Here is a 19,321-nt window from a genome sequence, read left to right as displayed (position 1 = left end):
AATTTAGCAATCCGTACCTCACATTGAATCGTATAATTGTCTATGGACAAATTTAATAATTATAACTTTCACTATTCCTTAACTGGCAACAAGAATCAGCCGACACTTTTATTTTTGCATGGATTCACGGGCAGCAGTCAAGACTTTAGCAGCGTCATTCCCTTACTTTCTAACAGTTATTGCTGCTTAGCAGTTGACCTTCCCGGCCACGGAAAAACCCAAGTCAACGGCGACGAAAGTTACTACAATATGTCAAATACTGCCCAAGCATTGATCCAGTTATTAAATGATTTACAAATAGACAAATGTTTGTTGTTGGGCTATTCAATGGGCGGGCGATTGGCACTTTACATGACATTACATTTTCCCGAAAGATTCGAGAAAGTAGTGTTAGAGTCAGCTTCGCCAGGATTGAAAACAGAAAAAGAGCGATCGCACCGCCGGGAAGCCGATTCACAGCTAGCACAAAAGCTGGAAAATAGCAACATTAAAGATTTTTTATTCAACTGGTACGATCGCCCTTTATTCAAATCTTTAAAAAACTCTCCCCACTTCGACAAACTCATAGAAACCCGCTTAGCAAACAATCCCTTAGAGTTAGCCAAATCACTCCGCAATATGGGAATCGGCAACCAGCCCTCTCTCTGGGGAAAACTGGCACAAAATCAAATCCCTATCCTCTTGCTAGCGGGAGAATATGATGATAAATTTACAACTATAAATACCGAAATTGCCAAATTGTGTCCGGCCGCCCTTCTGGAAATTGTACCAAAAGCTGGCCACAATATTCATTTTGAAAATATTGATAATTTTGGATCAGTTGTGAGAGAATTTTATGATTAATTAAAAAACCAATGCTTTATCAATTCGAGTTTCGCACTTATCAGCGAAAATTTAAGCGTCCACTGCAAACAAGTCACGGCATTTGGGATATTCGATCGGGAATTATCCTGCGACTTGTGGGCGAAAATAATCAAATTGGTTGGGGAGAGATTGCGCCTTTGAGTTGGTTTGGTTCCGAAACTTTTGAGCAAGCTTTAGATTTTTGTAAATCGCTGGCGACTAATATTTCAGAAGAGACGATTTTCTCTATTTCTGCTGAATTGCCTGCTTGTCAATTTGGATTTGAGTCAGCACTATCAAACGAGCAAAATTCACCCCCCCCAGCCCCCCCTTGCCAAGGGGGGGAGAAAAGCGAAAATTTAACTTACCTTTCCCAAAATGGGGAGAAAATGCAAAATCGGTTCAGCGGTTTATTGCCAGCAGGTGAAACAGCTTTGCAGGCTTTGCAAGTTCTTTGGTTGGAGGGATATCGCACGTTTAAATGGAAAATTGGTGTTGCTGCAATTAAGGAAGAATTAAAGATTTTTCAGCAGCTAATCCAAGCAATGCACAATTTGTGCGATCGAGAATCGGCATTTTTGCGGTTAGATGCCAACGGGGGACTCAGTTACTCGGAGGCTAAAACATGGCTGCAAGCTTGCGACGAGGTAAAAGCAAGTGACGTTTCTGCAGACATTGAATTTTTGGAACAGCCGTTGCCCGTAACACAGTTTCAGGAAATGGTAGAATTAAATGCTATTTATGCAACTCCGATCGCCCTTGATGAATCTGCAGCCAACCTCGATCGCATTCAAGAGTGCTACAGCCAAGGCTGGCGGGGTATTTTCGTCATTAAACCTGCGATATGCGGTTCTCCATCCCAACTGCGAAAATTTTGTCAAACTCACAATATAGACGCTGTTTTCTCATCAGTATTTGAAACAGAAATCGGCAAACAAGCAGCATTAAACTTAGCAACACAATTGTCTTTAAATAAGAGAGCACTCGGCTTCGGCACCGATTGCTGGTTCGATGACAATCATTCGATTTTAGATTTTAGATTTTAGATTTTAGATTTTAGATTACTCCCACGACTAAATCAAGCGGGTTAGGTAATTGTTTTGAATCCAAAAACTTGGTGAAAGCATCTATGGCAACAAATCTCACAGTAAATATTCTGGATATCAAGTCTGGCTTGCCCGATAACTGGCTTATCGGTTGTGACAGTCGCGAATTTGCCCGAATTGTCGATCGGGTATTTCTTGAAATCACCCAAAATCCCGCACAAAAAACACCCCCAAAAATTTGCCTCGCCGAACCAGAACCCGTGCAATTTCTTGCCAGTTTCACCGCCGCCCGCGCCGCCAAAGGCCCCATTTTTCTCTGCAATCCCAACTGGGTAAAACCCGAATGGGAACAAGTCTTTGATTTAGTCCAACCAGACATATTTTTAGGACAATATCCGCTTCCCAAAAATCCCCATATCCCAGTCCGCGAAGGCGGACTTCGTTTGTATAGCCGCGAATTCCATTCGTCCGGTAAAAGCGGTTTTGATACGATCATGATTCCCACCGGCGGTTCGTCGGGAAAAATTCGTTTTGCCATCCATACTTGGGAAACGCTAACAGCATCAGTACAAGGTTTTCAACAATATTTTCAAGTTGACAAAATCAACTCATTTTGCGTTTTGCCCTTATATCATGTCAGCGGTTTAATGCAATTCATGCGTTCCTTTACTACCGGAGGACAACTCGCTATTCAGCCATTTAAAGAATTAGAAAGTGGTAAAAAAAGCGACATAGAACCAGAAGAATTTTTCATTTCTTTAGTTCCAACTCAACTGCAACGGCTGCTGCAAAAGCCAGATACAGCTAATTGGCTGGGACGGTTTCGGGCCGTACTTTTGGGTGGTGCCCCCGCGTGGTCGGAACTTTTAGAAACAGCTAGAAACTATCAAATCAAATTAGCGCCCAGTTATGGCATGACCGAAACTGCCTCGCAAATTGCTACACTAAAACCCCAAGATTTTCTCGCTGGCAATAACAGTTCCGGTAAAATTTTACCGCACGCTAAAATAACTATTCGCAGTGCCAAGGGCGATATTTTGTGCGATAATCAAATCGGAAATATTGTGGTAAATGCTAAATCTTTGGCTTTGGGTTATTATCCTAAAAATTTTGGCGATAGCGAATATTTCCAATTAGACGATTTGGGATTTTTTGATAAAAATAACTACTTAAATATCGTTGGACGCAGCAGCGACAAAATTATCACAGGCGGAGAAAATGTATTTCCGGCGGAAGTTGAAGCCGTTGTGCGATCGACTAATTTAGTTGCCGATATTGCTGTAATTGGCTTGCCAGACAAAGATTGGGGTCAAGTCGTTACGGCTATCTACGTTCCCGCTAATTCCGAAGTTACTGTCAAAAATCTGCAAGCGGCACTAGAAGATAAGTTGAGCAAGTTTAAGCGACCGAAATATTGGGTAATCGTCGAACAATTGCCGCGCAATTCTCAAGGCAAAGTCAATCGAGAAAAATTGCAAGAAATTGCGCTCAAATATCAATAATTATTAGGCGATCGCAATCAATGCAGAAGGCAGAATTTCTCATGCTTATTTCCGCCTCCTGACAACAGTCAAGAGTCAACAGTCAACAGTCAACAGTCAACAGTCAACTGACTAATTACGACAAACCTAACAGCCTTCTCGTCTTCTCTGCTTCTTGTCTTTGAACATCCACAAACTTCAACATTCGGTAAACTACCTCTATTTGGGGCAACTTAATACCTGCTTGCTGCGCCACCCGTATCGGATTACCAAAAATCGCCTCAACTTCCAGGGGCCGCGATTCATCATAATCGATTTTCATGCTCGTGCGGTAAGGCTTCATTTTCTGAGTGTATTCGAGCATCTGTGGGATAAAGTCATCGGGAATAATGCGATCGCAACTTTTGGCGCCCGCTATCACTTCCCGCATCATTTCCTTGACTAAAATCAGAGTATCGGGATTAGCCATCAGTTCGTCAGTTCTCGCATCCAACACTACAGACAGCCCGTTATAAGGAATATTCCAAACCAGCTTTTTCCACCTTGACAATAGCAAATCTTCGCTCATTTTAATAGGAATATGAGCACGTTTAAAATCCTTAGCAATTTGGTGCAATCTATCAGTAATACCAATTGCTTTGTAGTCCTGGGCATATTCTCCCAGGGTGATAGTGCCGTAATCTAGGTGGCAGATGTGACCGGGCCCAACTTTATAAGAGCAGAGAAAACACAGCCCGCCAACCACTCGTTCTGCACCAACAATTTTAGCTACTTCCGGTTCGACATTCAATCCGTTTTGCAATACTAAAACCGTCCCGTTATCCTTTAATAAAGGAGGCAAAATTTGGGGCAAAAAGTGATTTTGAGTTGTTTTCAGCGCTACAATTACTACGTCGCACTTAGGCATTTTATGCGTGTTGTGGTAGGCGCGGACGTGGGGGAGGGTGAAGTCGCCTTCGGGAGACTCGACAATCAAACCGTGTTTTCTGACCTGATCGTAATCGCTGCGTAGCAAAAAATTGACTTCTAAACCTGCTTGTTGCAGTCTAGCACCGTAGAATCCGCCTAAAGCTCCCGTCCCCACAATGGCATAATTGCGATTTGACATAATATCAAAAAGTCAGAAATAATATCAACAAAACAGAAATTTGACTGTCATACCCTGCTATTATTTAAAGATAGAACTAATTTGAAATCTCAATCTCAAATTTCCTCATCCACTGCATCAAGTCTTCAGATAGCTGTTTTCGATCTCGGCTAACTGCATCTATGCAGACGTGCTTAGTAAGAGCTTTAGCAGCGCTTCTTCCTGCAACTTCCCCCGAAAATACTTGATAGGCAATTTCAAATTCATCGCCAGTAACTTGTTTCGGCATCAATTGAATCATCAGCCGATCGCCCGCAAACATTGGGCGATAAAAATCTACACTAGCATGAATTATGGGAAAGGCAACCTGGCGATTGCTGAAAAATGCTTTGAGATTGATTCCCGATGCTGCTAGAGATGCCTCGTAAGCTTCGTGGCACATCGCCAAAACGTTAGCAAAGTAAACGACTCCAGCAGCATCGGTATCTTGAAAGCGAACAGTGCGGGTGTAAGTGAAAGGCATTTGAGGTAGTAACGGCGATCGCAAATTCGATCGCAATTTTACCAACCATCATATCGGTAAAACCGCACTTTTGGAGAAGTTGTCAGCTAAGTAAGTAGGCGCTAATTTTTTATATTGTAAAATTCGCCCTCCTCACTCCTTCCCTTTCTTTCTTAACCTTTGTTCTTAATCAACATCACGTCTATAATCTTGAGGGCAATATCTTCGGAAAGCCCCAATGCACTGTAAAGATCGTTCAAAAGTTGTTCTTCTTCTTCTGAAACCTCGCCATCTGCTAAAGCGATATCAGTTGTGACAGCAAAAACAGTTTCTTTAAGTTCGTCGGGAAGCGTTGCCAAAGCAGCATTAAAAAGTACCTCAACTCCTTGCCGTTGCAGAATCATCAGCAGGCGATCGAGCATTTTTCTCATCACGTCATCCGGATAACTGCGGAACAGTTGCATCCGAGATAGCGTCATGCTAATCGCTTTACTTTCGCTGTCATTGATGTAACCGTCGGCTGCTACGGCAATTAGCGCGATCGCCGCAAATGCTTCTGCCGGCCCTAACGTTACGTCCGTTTCTTGACGAGTCTGCGATACTTTATCAAATAAACCCATGATATTTTCCTCATTATTTAGTGGTCGATTTATGGAGTCAGGATGGGTTCTGGCTCTGGAGGTTTCTTTGGGGATTTTGATAATTATATCAAATTGTGTTAGTTATTTATTATCAATAAAATTATGAAAAACTTAAGAATTTTTCTTTCGCCCTTTGGCGCTGCAATGGCGAGTGTATTCAGCTCATGAATTCCCTTCCCATATTTCAGGTAAAACCCGCCCTCGCAGCGCAGACGATCTACTTGTGAAAAATGGCTAAATCTGCTTTCAGGAAATCAACAAACTGCCGCGCAGTCCTGCCCGATCGCCCATTGCGGCGAGTTGCCCATTCTTTAGCTCGGTGATCCAAATCCTCGGGAGCGAGTTTGATTCCAGCAAGTTCTGCGAGATGTCGGACAATTGTTAAATAAGTGTTTTGATCCGCCGGCTCAAAAGTTAAAGTCAAGCCAAATCGATCGCTAAAGGAAAGTTTTTCCTGCACCGTATCCCAAGCGTGAACTTCGTCTCCATCGCGGGGGCGAGGCCTGTCGTCAAAAAACTCTCGAATTAAATGCCTGCGGTTAGATGTAGCGTAAACTACCACATTTTGAGAGCGAGCAGTAACATTCCCCTCCAAGACAACTTTCAGAGCTTTAAAAGCATCGTCATCTTCCTCAAAGGAAAGGTCATCCACAAAAATAATAAACTTTTGAGGAACTCCCCGCAACTGCTCGACAATTAGCGGCAAATCTTGCAAATCCGATTTAGATACTTCAATCAAACGCAGATTGCGAGCTCCAAATTCATTTAATAGCGACTTCACCAAAGAAGACTTGCCCGAACCGCGGCTCCCGTACAGTAAGACGTGCAAAGCCGGATAACCTGCCAACAAAAACTCCGTATTCTTCACCAGAGCATCCCGCTGCCAATCGCAGCAAACCAACTCTTTTAAAGTTATGCCATCGGGATGCGAAATATTTGCCAACTCCCCTCCCCGCCACCTAAAAGCGCGATATTCGGCAAACAAACCCGTGCCAAACTGTCGGTAATAAACTGCCAAAGATTCCGCCGCGCTCGACCATTTTTCTAGTTTCCCGTGCAGCGGCAAATCTCCCTGTTCTGCTACAGTTTCTGAATGCCAAATCGGAGGCACTGCGTCAAGTTGACCCGCTACCCGCACCCACTTGCTCAACTGTTCGCTGCTGCATTCGTAAATATTTTGCAGCACTTGTAAATCATGTCGGGCGGCCTCCACCAAAGCGGGGGGCAAACTTGCAAAATCTGTTTGCTGTGCTCGGCGTGAAAAGGGGTTTTCGTCTTTGAGAATTTCGGAAATCAGAGAATCTTTCCAGCTTAAATTTTTAGCAGCCTGAACTTTGAACCAGTTCCCGTAAGCTACCTGACATTCCAAACCGCTGACTTCGCTGTGGTGAAGGGCTTGCAGCAAATCGAGAAAAGCTTGACCTGCGGGGCTTTTGAGAACTGATTGATACAGCAGCAGGGATGCCGCTTGGCGCTGGAGGTAACGGATTTGGGCGATCGCACCAGAAGTTAGGGCTGACATAATGGCAATTGTATAACAGTTACATATCCTGACTGGCTTTAATAAATTTTCTAACAATTCGTGACACTAATTGCAGGCCGCGCTGTATAAATTTAGATGCAAAGAGTGAAATCGGGAGGATTAAAAATGAATTTAGGTACAGCAGCGGCGATCGGCTACGGCATTTTAACACTCGTTGGCGGCATCATGGGTTATATCAAGGCCAAAAGCCAAGCCTCGCTCATTTCGGGCTTGATTAGCGGTTCGCTGCTAATTTTTGCCGGCACCGCCCAGCTTATGGGACAAAGTTGGGGTTTAACATTAGCAGCAGCCATCTCCGCTGTTTTAGTAATAGTATTTATTGTGCGCCTTGTTAAAACTCAAAAATTCATGCCGGCAGGAATGCTAATTTTAGCTAGCTTAGCGTCTTTGGGCGCGATCGTTTACGAAATCAGCGGTCAATATCAATAGTCATTCGATTTTAGATTTTAGATTTTAGATTTTAGATTAACTCCCCAGCCTTGAGTGGGAGGTTGAACTAAAGTCTAATTTTTTTATTTTCATGACGTAATTACGGGGCTTGTATCTATTTTTAGCAAGACTTACGCAAAAAGTGGTTTAACGCGCGAATTATAGCGCTAAGGTGCGGTGTGCATGGAGCCGTAAATAATTTATTAGGTTCGGCGTAAGTCCTGTTTGCGTGAATTCAGCAGTTAGGAGTCAGTAATTAGTAGTTAAAACACTAATTAGTAACTCCTAATTACAAATTGCCAATTACTAATAACTAACCACTAATGATTGATGACTGCATCAATATACTGCTGAACTTCCCTGAGTTGCTGCCGCTGGCATTCGATCCACTCTTTTTCCGCCGCTCGCTGTTCCGGCGTCTCTTTCTGATACCGCGCCTGCTTATATAAAAAATTATTGTAGAATTTAATCGCTTTTTCAACGGTTTTAATTGCCAGTTTCATGCGCTCTTCAAAAACAGCTAGAATCACATTATCTAGGATTAAGCCAATCACTTTACAGAACTCTTCAAAATCGACCAAAGTAATTCCGAGATTGCTTTTATGAACGAGAGTTTCTACAGGTTCTTTCAACGTATCTTTAAAACTCTTCATATAAGAATCCGGCAAATATTTCAGTGGCTCCGTAAACTTAGATACAATCTCTCCCCCTATTGATTGTAGTCGCTCTCTAAATTTAGATTGACTGTTGAGGTCGAAGCAGTCAATACAAACTTCAATTTTTTCTATATCAATAGATTGTAATTCTTTAAAAATTAAACTCAGTTCATTCTCCATAATTAAACTGACTCGCTCTGCCTGGGAATCCACTTCATTACGTAACTCTTTGTGCAAATTCTCTTTGTCAAAAAAACCAATAGCATCTCTTTGAAATAGTTGAGGGTTTTTATCCCACAAAAACCACTGAGTTTTTAACTTGGTCGCCTTGTCGCTCCAAGATTTGCGAACTTTAACAACAGCATCATATTTGCCCTGTTTTCCTAAACTGCGAATTCTCACATCGCATCCGCTTAGTTCGCCAATTTGCTCCCAGACATCAACAGGAGATGCTCCAGCAATTCTCGGCTTGCTATTCCAGACATCCTCAGCCTGAGATACATCTTTGAAACATACCTGAAGTAGCCCCTTGAGTCTGATGGCAGATTGCTTAATTTCGTCAATACAAGGTTCCACATCTAAACTGAGTTGGGTAGCTGACTGTTTAATCTCCACGGATTGATATTCGTCTGCCAACAATCGATCGCTAAACAGGGTAATAGCCTGGAATGCCTTGAGATACTCATTCATTTCCTTTAATCCCTCGTTTCCCTAAACAGCATACAATACAGAACATCTGCCTTTTTGAATGGAAACTGAGTCACCACATGGATTATATATTCACTCCTGCAACTCAGGCGCGACTCAATAGTGGCAACCTTGTACAGCCTGCTGCCAAAACAGGAAAATTGCTCCCGGCAGCTAGAGATCCGGTGACAGGGGAGTTTGTGGAGCTTGCAAAAATTTTTTATCAATCAAGAAGTGAAACTCTATCCGATCGCGGAGTTATAGGATTGCTCGCACAGTTAGCCGGAGGTGGGCCCATACAGCCGCTGGTAGCTCCCGTGTACGTGACACTGGCGCCGCTGCAGGTTGCTCAAACTCATCAGGGGTTTCAAAAAATATACAGAATGCTTAACTGTCTGAAAATTAATTTGGCAGTGATGCAAGCGACTGCTGCTGTCATTGGTATTGGCACTGTATCGAGCACAGTTTTGTCCGCAGTAAACCTCAACCAAGTATTAAAAATCCGAGAAGAGGCAAAGCACCAGAAGCTAAAAATTAAAGACGGATTTATCGATCTCAGACACATCCTCAAAGATAGGGGAGTAGAGGTAATCCAGCAGATTTTTAAGGTGGCTCACGACTCTAATTTTGAAATGCACCGCCAGAAACTGGTTAACGGTTACGAGATTTTTTCTAAAGCTATCAAACGCTGTCAGTCAGCCCTGACTGTGCCAGATATTAAACTTCGGAATTCCGAAATTAATAGCGGGCGAGATATGCTGTTTGAGGCTTTAAAAATTTATGATAATCCTAGTTTGTTGGAGGGGCTGTCTTCTGCTGGACAGCTCAGGCAAATGGAATGTGTTTGGGCGATCGAGCAGGCGATCGGGGTCACGTTTCAGTTGCAGCGGGCCTACAAGATGGTGAGCGATCGCCTGCTGGAACTCCAATCAAAAATTTGTCAAAATCTTCTAACTGTTGTTAAAGGATGTCAATCCGAACCCGAACTAGATTTTTTATTTCCTGAAGTTACTAGGATTCTCGGTCATGATTTAAGTGTAATAGAATTTTGGCAAAATGAGGTTGATTGGATGCAAACTTTGTCTCCAAAAGAGCAGCACCAGTTAGCTAGTTTAGATAAACTCACCGGCGAGAGTTTAAAAAGCAGCGTGTACACTACATTCGCGGTATTAGCTGCGGAACCTTCACTTTATGAAAGTTTAAAGCAAAAGTCTCACTTTCTATCCTTGCGCGACCAGCTAACGTTCGCTGTGTCGCCGGAAATCCGCCGGAGATACGAATTTTATATCAGCCAGCAGGCGATCGCTACGGGCTATCAAGCTTTAGCTGCCTCGAATTGGCAAGAAATATCCGATTTAACTGTGGCGAACCTCTACCACTTTTTTCAAATCCGAGAGAAATCAACTGAAAATTATCCAACTGAGGACGAATTAGAAACGCCTTATTGGCACTTTCCCCAAACCTTAAAAAACGAGCTTAATCTTAGGAATTAAATGACCAGTGACTAATGGATACTGTTGACTGTTGACTGACTTCTTCAGTCCTGGACACAAGTTTTCAATTGTTACACTATCTGTAGTAGTAAGGTACGCACTTCGCACCCTACAAGTATAGTCTGTGCGTCAAGGACTATTTTTCCTTCTTTCTTCTTCCTTCTTTCTTCTTCCTTCTTCCTTCTTCCTTTTTCCTTCTTCCTTCTTCCTTTTTCCTTCTTCCTTCTTTCTGATTACCTCAGCCACAACTTAATAGTATTGTCTTTAGAACCGCTAGCAATAGTTTTGCCATCAGGACTAAAAGTCACCACATAAACCTCATCGGAATGTCCCGTCAAAGTATTCAGCAATTCTCCGGTAGCAAAATCCCAAACTTTAATAGTTTTATCCTTGCTCCCGCTCGCAATAAACTTCCCGTCCGGACTGATAGCAACCGAGACAATATCGTCAGAATGTCCCTGGATAGAGCGAATTAAATCTCCTGTTTCGATATTCCAGATTTTAATACTTTCATCGTAGGAACCGCTAACAATTGTCTGGCCGTCCGGGCTAACAGCCACCGACCTCACCGCGTCGCCGTGTCCCTCAATAGTTTTGAGCAAGCTCCCCGTTGCTACATCAACAACTGTAATTTTTTTATCCTTAGAAGCGCTAACCAAACTTTTTCCATCGGGAGTGAAAGCAACAGAATAAACAAAATCTGTATGGTCTGGAAAATTCTGAATCAAACTGCCAGTTGCTGCATCCGAAATCTTCGTGGTTTTGTCTCCGCTACCGCTAGCAACAAGCTGTCCGTCCGGGCTGAGAGCGACAGACCACACAGAAGCAGTGTGGTCGAGACTGCGAATCACTTGCCCTGTTTTCAAATCCCACAGCATGACTCGCCAAAAACCGGTTCCAGTCGCCAGTTTCGTACCGTTTGAGTCAAAAGCAACCGACCAAATAGTGGAGGAATCTCCTGGAAAAGTGCGGATCGACTTGCCTGTAGCTAAATCCCAAATTTGGATGGTTTTGTCTTTAGAACCGCTGGCTAACATTAAGCCGTCTGGACTGAAAGCAACAGACCCAACTGCATCTGAATGCTGAGCGAAATTTTTGACTTTGGCGTTCTTCCACCGCAGACCTGCTTGGCACTGTTCCTGTAACTCCTGAGCGGACGCATAGCTGCTGGAAGTGTTGGCAATTGTTGGTATTTGGCTGATGCAGTCTTCATAATTGCTGGCTTTATAGAGAGCGGCAATTTGATTGAGCTGTTGGGATTCTTTCTGGGCTCGCTGCTCCCATTCTTGCCACTTGAGATATCCATAAAGTCCGCCGATCGCAGCTAAGATAGCCGCAATTGTTGCCCCGGCGAGATAAGGATTGAATTTGCGAGTTTCTTTGGGGACAAGTGCTGCTGGGCTGGCGATCCTCTCCGTTGGCGTAGCCCCCGTAGGGGCGGGCTGCGCTAACGAGAAATCGGTTTTTCCGTTCAGATTTACCTGCGAGGATACCGCCGGACTTGCCTGCAATTCGAGTTGAGGGGCGCTGCTGGCTGGTGGTCCACTGGGGTTGCGGTGTCCCTCCAAAACTGTGGAGATCGCCTTGTACAATTTAGCAAATAAAGATTTAGGAATGACTAATTCTTCGATTTTCGCGGCATCTTCGTCGGTAAGCCCTAAAACTTGCTGCAAGCGTTTTAATTCGTCGCGAGTTTCCTGAGAAAAGGGATATTCTTGCTGCATTGCTTCTTGCAGTGATTGTTCGTAGCGTTCGCCTTTTTGCCTGTATTTCCGGTAAGGGTTCAATACCTCATCTTCGATCGCCTCTGCTTCTTCTGGCAGCAATTCCAAACTGACGCGCAGTTCATCTAATATTCTACGACCGACGACTGTAATATCACCCCGGCTGCTGCTGCGCCGATCGACTTCTTCGCGATATATTGTCAGCTTGGGAATCCGCGCCCGCGAGCGATCGCCAATTTTCCTCAAATCGGCTAAAGCTTCCGCCGCCGACTGGTATCTCTCGCGAAAATCGTAGCGCACCATATTATCCAAAACATCGGCCAGCGCTTGGGAACACGTGGCTAAATGCCGCCAAACAATTTCGCCTTTATTAGAATTTTTCAAATCCCGCAGTTTCGGCAAATCGTAAGCCGGCAAACCCGTCATTGCTTGGATGCCAATCATTCCCAAAGCGTAGATATCGCTGTTGAGTTGCGGGTTGTATTGAAATTGTTCGATCGGCATATATTCCAGCGTGCCAATCCGCACAGTTACCGGTGCTTGTCTTTGAGCGATGTGAATTTCTTTCACCGAGCCAAAGTCGATTAAAACTAACTTGTTATCTGAATAGCGACGGATTAAATTTGCCGGTTTAATATCTCGGTGAATTACTCCCTGTCCGTGTACAAACACTAAAATTTCTAACAGTTCCTTCAGCAAAGAAATCATTTTTTCTTCGCTCAGAGGCTTGCCCGGTACAATCTCGGTTGATAGCGAGTGACCGGCAACAAAGGATTCAACTAAGAAAAATTCTTCATTTTCTTCAAAATAAGCGAATAGCTGAGGAATTTGGTCGTGTTGACCGAGCCTTTCTAGAACTTCTGCTTCTTTTTGAAAAAGACGGCGCGTAGTATTAATTAATTTCGGTTCGGTGGTACCGGGACGCAGGTGCTTGACAAAGCACTGCGGTTCTCCCGGACGGCGAATATCTTTTGCCAGATAGGTTTGTCCAAATTCTCCTGTTTCTATGACTTCAATGATTTGATAGCGTCCATCTAAAAGTTGGCTCACCATGATAATAACGCAGCCTTTTTTTGGTTGATTTTCGCAAGAAACAGTTGCACTGTTGAGTCACTTGTCTTTGAGTTTCGCTCCCTAAATCCTCCTTTTTCAGGGGTTTGAGGGGAGCGAAAGAATGCTCTTCTCCCACCCCCTACTCACCTTTTTTTAGGGGTTTGGGGGGAACAAGGAGCTAATCCTTCTTCCTTCTTCCTTCTTCTTTCTTCCTTCTTCCATACTTTATTTTTTCAACATCTGCAAAGCTTGATATCCTAAAAAGAAAAAACCGAAAGCACCAAGTACGGCTATCCCGTTCGCCAACACATCGACTGTCAAAAATTCGCCCATTCCAATATCCTCTGACAACTGATATCTATCCTCGGCTTTTCGGTCGCTGTCTGGGTGAGGGGTCTTACCCCTCGCTGCGAGCGAGCCGAAAGATGCTCACAAATTATAGCAAAAGAGGCGGTCAAAATAACTTTTCGGGCGATCGACTAGCTTTTTGTTTTAATATTTTTTAATATTTAGGGAGACAAATCGTGTACGGAAAATTTGAGGTCTGTTCGCTTTGATATTGTTAACCCTGCTAATTTTTTCTCTGATTGTAAGTAGAGCTTACACTAAGAACTTGCGCCGATCAGTGGAAAATGCGCCTCGAACCGACAGAAGTTTGGCTAAGCTGTCACCGGAGTCCGCCGCGCAGTTCCCTAAAGTTTCGGTAATCGTACCAGCATACAACGAGGCAGAGAATATTCGGGATTGCGCGATCGCCATTTTGGAGAGTACACCGCTGTCTGTGGAGAACCTAGAGGTTTTGATTGTAGACGATCGATCGACAGACGACACACTAGCGATCGCGCAATCCCTGCAACAGCATCTCAACGACCCCCGGCTTAAAATATTAGCAGGTCAGCCGCGACCAACCAACCAATATTGGGCTGGCAAAAACTGGGCCTGCGCCCAAGCTGTTCAGGTAGCAACCGGAGACTTCTTATTATTTATCGATGCCGACGTGCGACTCAAACCAGGGGTGATCGAAACCGCTATTACAACAGCAGAAACTGAGAAAATAGACTTGTTCACCTGTATGCCAGCGCTGGTTTGCGAGTGTTTTGCCGAGTGGTTGGTGCAGCCGATAATGTTCAATCACTTAGCAGTTTGCTTCGACTTTACCGCCGTTAACGATCCCTCGAAAACAGACAGTGCTTTTGCCGGCGGCCCGTTCATGTTATTTAGGCGATCGGGCTACGAAAAAATCGGCGGTCACGAAGCAGTTGCCGGCGAAATTGTGGAAGATGTGGAACTAGCTAGACGCATCAAACGTGCGGGTTTAAAGCTGGGACTTTATTCCGGGTCAAATTTGGCATCCGTGCGGATGTATCGGTCTTGGAACGCATTGTGGGAAGGCTGGACAAAGAATCTGTATCTCGGCGCTAACCGCAGTTGGGGCATGATGGTTTACATGGCCGCAATTATGTTTTTTCTTTATCCGATGCCGTGGTTGGCATTAGCTATTTTGCTGGCAAACGGCGACTTCACAGAAATTCTGACAATTACCAATTACCAATTACCAATTACCAATTGCCAATTACCTGGTTAACTATCTGTTTATCCGTAATCGTAATTTGGCAGCATTACACTTTGCGCCGCTTGGGTGCCGAAATTTCTGAATGTCCGACGAAATACTGGTGGTTGGGAGGTTTCGGAGGTGCGTTAGTGGCGGCGATTGCGATCGGTTCTGCGATTAAAACTGAAACTGGTTGGGGATGGACTTGGCGGGGTAGAGCTTTGCAAATTAAGAGTTAATAGCAGCAAGCTCAAATCATTCGTGACCACCGATCGTTTGTTGGTAATATTTCTTGATAAATATGATTTTTATGAAGTCAAAGTCATAAATTTTATGAATTGACTTTCATATCTGTTTATTTAATAATATTAATCAACATCCTCTTGCCTCGAATTGGAAGGAACCTCATGTCTGTTTACACTCTGAGTGATTTAACTAATAACAATTCAGATTTGTTGCAAGGTGCTTCAAAACATAGCTGCCCGATCTGCCGCAGCCGCGCTCAAACCTCAGATTCCAGCGCCGAACGCTCGGCCGCTCAAGCTTCCGCCTTCAGCAACTCTAACGATATCGATGCTCTGCTCGGAATAAGTAGAGCAAACCCCCGACAGCCAGCCAAATGGAACGTCGCTCCCGGCGGCACCATCACCTACAGTTTTGTGACTGCTGAGAGCTCGGACAGTTATTTTGCATATAGAGACGAAACCAATATTGAGGAAGTTAACGATCGGATCAAACAGAATGTCCGCCAAATCTTGCGGGACAATTATGCCACAGTCTTGCCGCTCAACTTTGTAGAAGTTCCAGACTCGGCCCAAAGCAACATCAGAATTATGTTTTCCGATGGGGTTGGTGCTGAGGGCTCTGCCTACGCTTATCACCCTGGTGTTTTGGGCGGCGGCGCCATCCACCTCCAAAAGCTCTATGAAAACGATCCCGAAAGAGCTTTTTCCGCAGGCCGCGGCAGTTTGGGCTACTATATTTTAATTCACGAAATCGGTCACGCGATGGGTTTGAAGCACCCCGGCAACTACAGCTTCAGCAGCGATCAAATATACAACCCCGGAGAGCCTCCGCATCTTCCGTTTGACAAGGATCATACGAGAAATACGATCATGTCCTACAATCCCCTAGATGCCAGAGCTAGCGACCCCAACGCCGAAGAACCCCGGAGTTTGATGGCCTATGACATCCGGGCCTTGCAGTATCTCTACGGCGCGCGCGACGACTTTAACGATGGCGATGATGTTTACAAATTCGACAGCACTAATTTCAATACGGTTCAAACTATCTGGGACGGCGGCGGCAGTGATACTTTGGACTTTTCGGCACTGCCGGCCAACAACGTCTATAGTTTCGACATGAATCAGGGTAAGCCGCTAACAGCAAAGAGCGCTTTGGGAGATCTGAGCTACTATTTACAACTTTCGCAGTTGTCGCCCGGTGTCCCCGCTCGGCTTTATACAACTGAAACCTTTGGCACGTACATTGCTTTTGGCGCGGATATCGAAAATCTGGTAGGTTCGCCCGGGAATGACCAGGTACTTGGAAATGAATTAGCTAACAGTATTCTAGGCAGTGCGGGAACCGACACGATTAGTGGGGGGCGGCAAAGCGATAGTTTGGACGGCGGCGAAGGCGGTGACTATATTTACGGCGACAAAGGCATGGATGTGTTAACTGGCGGGGGCGGGGCGGATTTGCTGCGGGGCGGTCGGGGAAACGATACTATTATCACCGGTGTCGGTATCGATGGCATTGTGTTGGAGCTGGGTGGGGGTACGGATACGATTGTTGATTTTGCTGATGGTGTGGATTTGTTAGTGTTAGTTGATGGTTTGAGATTCGAGCAACTGTCGATCGTACCTTCAGGTGATGGTACTGAAATTCGGATCGGCAGCACCGGACAAGTCTTGGCTTTGCTGCCGGGAATTGTCCTGAGTTCGATCGGGCAATCTGATTTTTTAAGTGCTTCAAGTACGTTGTTTACATCCCCAAATTCTTGAAGAAAGCAGGTATCTGTAGTATTCGGTTTTTACCTTTCTGCATAAACAAAAGCAGGTACGCGCTTGTAAGCCGGCGTGCCCGATCGCCTTTCAATTTCCGGGTGAAAAATCACATTAACTTCAGGATAAAACATCAAAGCTGCACCCTCACGAACCGCCCCGTAAATCACCTCGACATTTTCCATTTTCCCCACATTTCCCTGCACCGTCACGCGCTGATGTTCTTGCAAACCCGCGCTTTCTGCATCCGCGCGATTCATCAAAATGCAGTTGCGGTGCGGCATTCCCCGATACTTGTCCTCAATTTTGTAGACGACAGTATTGTGCTGAGAATAGCTGCGTCCCGTCATCAATGCCACAACAATACCCTGTGTTGATTCCGATACTCCAAACTCTTTCGCTTCCGGTAATTTCAGCTTAGGTAAAGGCGTGACAAACATCTTCGCTTTCCCAGACTCTGTAGGGAATTTAGGTTCAGTAAAAATGCGACCGCCGATGGTAAATTCCTCTTTTGTTTCATCAATTGTTGCTATTTTTTCATAGCCCGGAATAGTTTCAGCAATCAATTGACGAACGTATTTGGTGTCTTGAAGTTGGCGCCAATCTACGGGATAACTGCCGTGAATTCGGCTGGCTAATTCTGTTAAAAAATTTACTTCAGGAATCAAATCCGAATTCTTGAGATGAGTTTCACCCTCATCATTTAAACGCACAAAATTATTCCCGGCTTCCACCGTTGTTTTGTGGGGATTTTCAAAGCGATTCAGCACGGGAATCACAATTGTATTGTGCTTTGCCAATCCGTGAAAATGCCCTAAGTTCGGTTTGGTTGCGAGGTAGATAACGGTTTCAACATTGGCTAAAGCCTGTTTGGCCTGAGTTGAATCTGGATTCGCCCCATACAAGTTACCGCCCAGACAGATCAGGGTATCGACTTTGCCTGCTTCTGCTGCTTCAATGAGCGATCGAGTGTCGTAGCCCTTAACAGGACTGAGGGGACGATTCAATAACTTTTCTAAAGCTTGTTGAATTTCTTTTTTCAGCTTCACAGTGACGCCCATAGAGCCGAATCCTTGGACGTTTGAGTGTCCTCTGACGGGCATTAATCCCGCCCCTTCTTTGCCGACATTTCCTGTCATTAAGGCAGTATTGGCAATGCTGAAAACGTTATCTACACCGTTATCGTGTTGGGTAATTCCCATCGCCCAACCGAATACAACTCGCTGGGACGTGCCGATAATTTTGGCGGCAGCCTCAATTTCTGCTTGGGAAACTCCGCAGGTTTTAGTAATAGTTTCCCAATCGGTTTCGCGGGCGTGCTGGACTACTGCTTCCCAGCCTTCTGTATACGCTTGTAAGTATTTTTTGTCCAGGAGTCCTTGTTCGATTATAGACTTTTGAAGGCCGACAAATAGCGCCGTATCGCTGCCGGGAATTGGTTGCAAGTATAAGGAGGAAATATCGGAACCGGGGATGAGCGACTTGACGGGAAATGCGGGAGAACCAAACTTGACTAACCCGATTTCCATCACCGGATTGATTACAATTATTTTACCGCCTTTGTCGCGAATTTTAATTAACTCGTTCATCAAGCGGGGATGGTTGTAGGAAGAATTGCTGCCCGCGAGCACGACGCAATCTGCTTCCTTCAAGTTTTCTAGACTCACTAACGAGGTGCGGGTGGCAAACATTTCGCTTAACCCGATTGTCGAGGGAGCGTGGCAGAGATCGGAACAATCTGCTAAGTTATTGGAACCCATCGCTCTCATCATCAATTGCAGCAGAAAAGCCGCTTCGTTGGAAGAGCGACCGGAACTGTAAGATGCCACTCTTTCGGGGGTTTTGCGAAAAGCAGCTTCGGCAATTTGATAAACTTCTTCCCAAGAAATGCGATCGTAATGAGATGAACCAGCCCGCAAAATCATCGGAAAACTCAGCCTTCCCAACCTATCGGCTTCCATTGAAGTTAATTGCTGAAGTTGTGCAATACTCTTCTTTTCAAAAAATTGAGTTGAGATAGCCGGCTTGATTTCAGCGGAGATTGCTTCGACGCTTTTCATGCACCGCTGAAGTTTTTCGCCCTCTTCATTTGTAAAACCTCCTTTCTGCCCGCCAGTACCCCAAGAACAAGACAAACAGGCACTTTTGTGCAGCAAAGTTTTCCAAAGTTTCGGGCCTTCCGGGGACAATGTATGTTTTGCCCAATATTCTATTATGGGCAAACCGCCACCTATCTCTGGTGTTTCCTCGTTTGTCTCGCTGAATGGCGGGATTGGTTGGACATTTTGGGAGTTGACATCCATGTGGTTTACCTTTTGTTTGAATTGCGGATTAGTTGAAGAAAGGCAGCCGGATCACAAGGCATTCGGCAGAATGAAATTAAAATTTTGAAGGCAACAATTTTGTTGTTTTTCAAAGCGATTTTTTTGAGCGCACTGTACAATACAATTCTGCCACAGACCGACTTACTTCTATTGACTCGGCGGGGCAACCGCCAGAGGAGTTAAATTTATTACTTTAATTTTACCGCAAATTTACAACAGAAAAAACTACTCAACCGATAGATGTTTTAAGAATA

15 protein-coding genes are annotated in these 19,321 nt (G+C 44.7%); 8 read left to right on the top strand and 7 right to left on the bottom strand.

The features are described from left to right. Positions 1-42: 42 nt before the first annotated feature. The 3 genes from menH to QUA71_RS01555 all read left to right on the top strand — a co-directional run bounded on the left by menH (position 43) and on the right by QUA71_RS01555 (position 3,391). Positions 43-843, top strand: a complete 801-nt coding sequence (gene menH, locus QUA71_RS01565) for a 2-succinyl-6-hydroxy-2,4-cyclohexadiene-1-carboxylate synthase (protein ID WP_333281372.1) — start codon at positions 43-45, stop codon at positions 841-843. Between the two features lie 11 nt (positions 844-854). After that, positions 855-1,889 carry an o-succinylbenzoate synthase gene (locus QUA71_RS01560; RefSeq protein WP_333281369.1) on the top strand — a complete coding sequence of 345 codons (1,035 nt, stop codon included), beginning with the start codon at positions 855-857 and terminating at the stop codon, positions 1,887-1,889. Between the two features lie 83 nt (positions 1,890-1,972). Continuing rightward, on the top strand, positions 1,973-3,391 hold the full coding sequence (locus QUA71_RS01555; protein WP_333281367.1) for a 2-succinylbenzoate--CoA ligase: 1,419 nt from the start codon (positions 1,973-1,975) through the stop codon (positions 3,389-3,391). 115 nt (positions 3,392-3,506) lie between these two features. Here the strand turns inward: QUA71_RS01555 and QUA71_RS01550 are convergent, their stop codons facing one another. The 4 genes from QUA71_RS01550 to QUA71_RS01535 form a co-directional block, all read right to left on the bottom strand. After that, complete coding sequence (locus tag QUA71_RS01550) at positions 3,507-4,478, bottom strand: putative 2-dehydropantoate 2-reductase (RefSeq protein WP_333281364.1); 972 nt, start codon at positions 4,476-4,478, stop codon at positions 3,507-3,509. Between the two features lie 76 nt (positions 4,479-4,554). After that, positions 4,555-4,980, bottom strand: a complete 426-nt coding sequence (locus QUA71_RS01545) for a thioesterase family protein (RefSeq protein ID WP_333281631.1) — start codon at positions 4,978-4,980, stop codon at positions 4,555-4,557. Positions 4,981-5,132: 152 nt separating this feature from the next. Next, positions 5,133-5,579: a tellurite resistance TerB family protein gene (locus QUA71_RS01540; protein ID WP_190739853.1), complete on the bottom strand. Its 447-nt coding sequence runs from the start codon at positions 5,577-5,579 to the stop codon at positions 5,133-5,135. 238 nt (positions 5,580-5,817) lie between these two features. After that, a complete protein-coding gene (locus tag QUA71_RS01535) occupies positions 5,818-7,122 on the bottom strand; it encodes an ATP-binding protein (RefSeq protein ID WP_333281361.1) in 1,305 nt (434 codons plus the stop codon). Between the two features lie 126 nt (positions 7,123-7,248). Here QUA71_RS01535 and QUA71_RS01530 point away from each other — a divergent pair, with 126 nt between their 5' ends. After that, positions 7,249-7,572: a TMEM14 family protein gene (locus QUA71_RS01530; RefSeq protein ID WP_190735279.1), complete on the top strand. Its 324-nt coding sequence runs from the start codon at positions 7,249-7,251 to the stop codon at positions 7,570-7,572. Positions 7,573-7,892: 320 nt separating this feature from the next. Here the strand turns inward: QUA71_RS01530 and QUA71_RS01525 are convergent, their stop codons facing one another. Continuing rightward, positions 7,893-8,918: a hypothetical protein gene (locus tag QUA71_RS01525; protein ID WP_190657233.1), complete on the bottom strand. Its 1,026-nt coding sequence runs from the start codon at positions 8,916-8,918 to the stop codon at positions 7,893-7,895. Positions 8,919-8,995: 77 nt separating this feature from the next. Here QUA71_RS01525 and QUA71_RS01520 point away from each other — a divergent pair, with 77 nt between their 5' ends. Then, positions 8,996-10,408 (top strand): hypothetical protein, encoded by a 1,413-nt coding sequence (locus QUA71_RS01520; RefSeq protein WP_333219608.1) that lies wholly within the window; start codon positions 8,996-8,998, stop codon positions 10,406-10,408. A gap of 233 nt (positions 10,409-10,641) precedes the next feature. Here the strand turns inward: QUA71_RS01520 and QUA71_RS01515 are convergent, their stop codons facing one another. Then, on the bottom strand, positions 10,642-13,185 hold the full coding sequence (locus QUA71_RS01515; RefSeq protein ID WP_333281357.1) for a protein kinase domain-containing protein: 2,544 nt from the start codon (positions 13,183-13,185) through the stop codon (positions 10,642-10,644). Positions 13,186-13,810: 625 nt separating this feature from the next. On the opposite strand from QUA71_RS01515, the gene QUA71_RS01510 reads away from it, so the two are divergent. The 3 genes from QUA71_RS01510 to QUA71_RS01500 all read left to right on the top strand — a co-directional run bounded on the left by QUA71_RS01510 (position 13,811) and on the right by QUA71_RS01500 (position 16,743). Beyond that, the gene (locus QUA71_RS01510) at positions 13,811-14,770 is read left to right on the top strand and encodes a glycosyltransferase family 2 protein (protein ID WP_333281354.1); all 960 of its coding nucleotides are present in this window, start codon (positions 13,811-13,813) and stop codon (positions 14,768-14,770) included. Continuing rightward, positions 14,752-14,976: a hypothetical protein gene (locus QUA71_RS01505; protein ID WP_333281352.1), complete on the top strand. Its 225-nt coding sequence runs from the start codon at positions 14,752-14,754 to the stop codon at positions 14,974-14,976. Before QUA71_RS01510 ends, QUA71_RS01505 begins: the two co-directional genes overlap by 19 nt. Before the next feature lie 168 nt (positions 14,977-15,144). After that, positions 15,145-16,743 carry a M10 family metallopeptidase C-terminal domain-containing protein gene (locus QUA71_RS01500; protein WP_333281349.1) on the top strand — a complete coding sequence of 533 codons (1,599 nt, stop codon included), beginning with the start codon at positions 15,145-15,147 and terminating at the stop codon, positions 16,741-16,743. A 29-nt stretch (positions 16,744-16,772) separates the two neighbouring features. Here the strand turns inward: QUA71_RS01500 and QUA71_RS01495 are convergent, their stop codons facing one another. Next, the gene (locus QUA71_RS01495; protein WP_333281346.1) at positions 16,773-19,046 is read right to left on the bottom strand and encodes an FdhF/YdeP family oxidoreductase; all 2,274 of its coding nucleotides are present in this window, start codon (positions 19,044-19,046) and stop codon (positions 16,773-16,775) included. Between the last annotated feature and the right edge of the window lie 275 nt (positions 19,047-19,321).

Origin of the sequence: Microcoleus sp. MON1_C5, assembly GCF_036701875.1 — a bacterium.
Taxonomy (GTDB): Bacteria; Cyanobacteriota; Cyanobacteriia; order Cyanobacteriales; family Microcoleaceae; genus Microcoleus.
The sequence above is the reverse complement of the archived record's forward strand: the minus strand, read 5'-3'. Positions and strand labels throughout refer to the sequence as shown.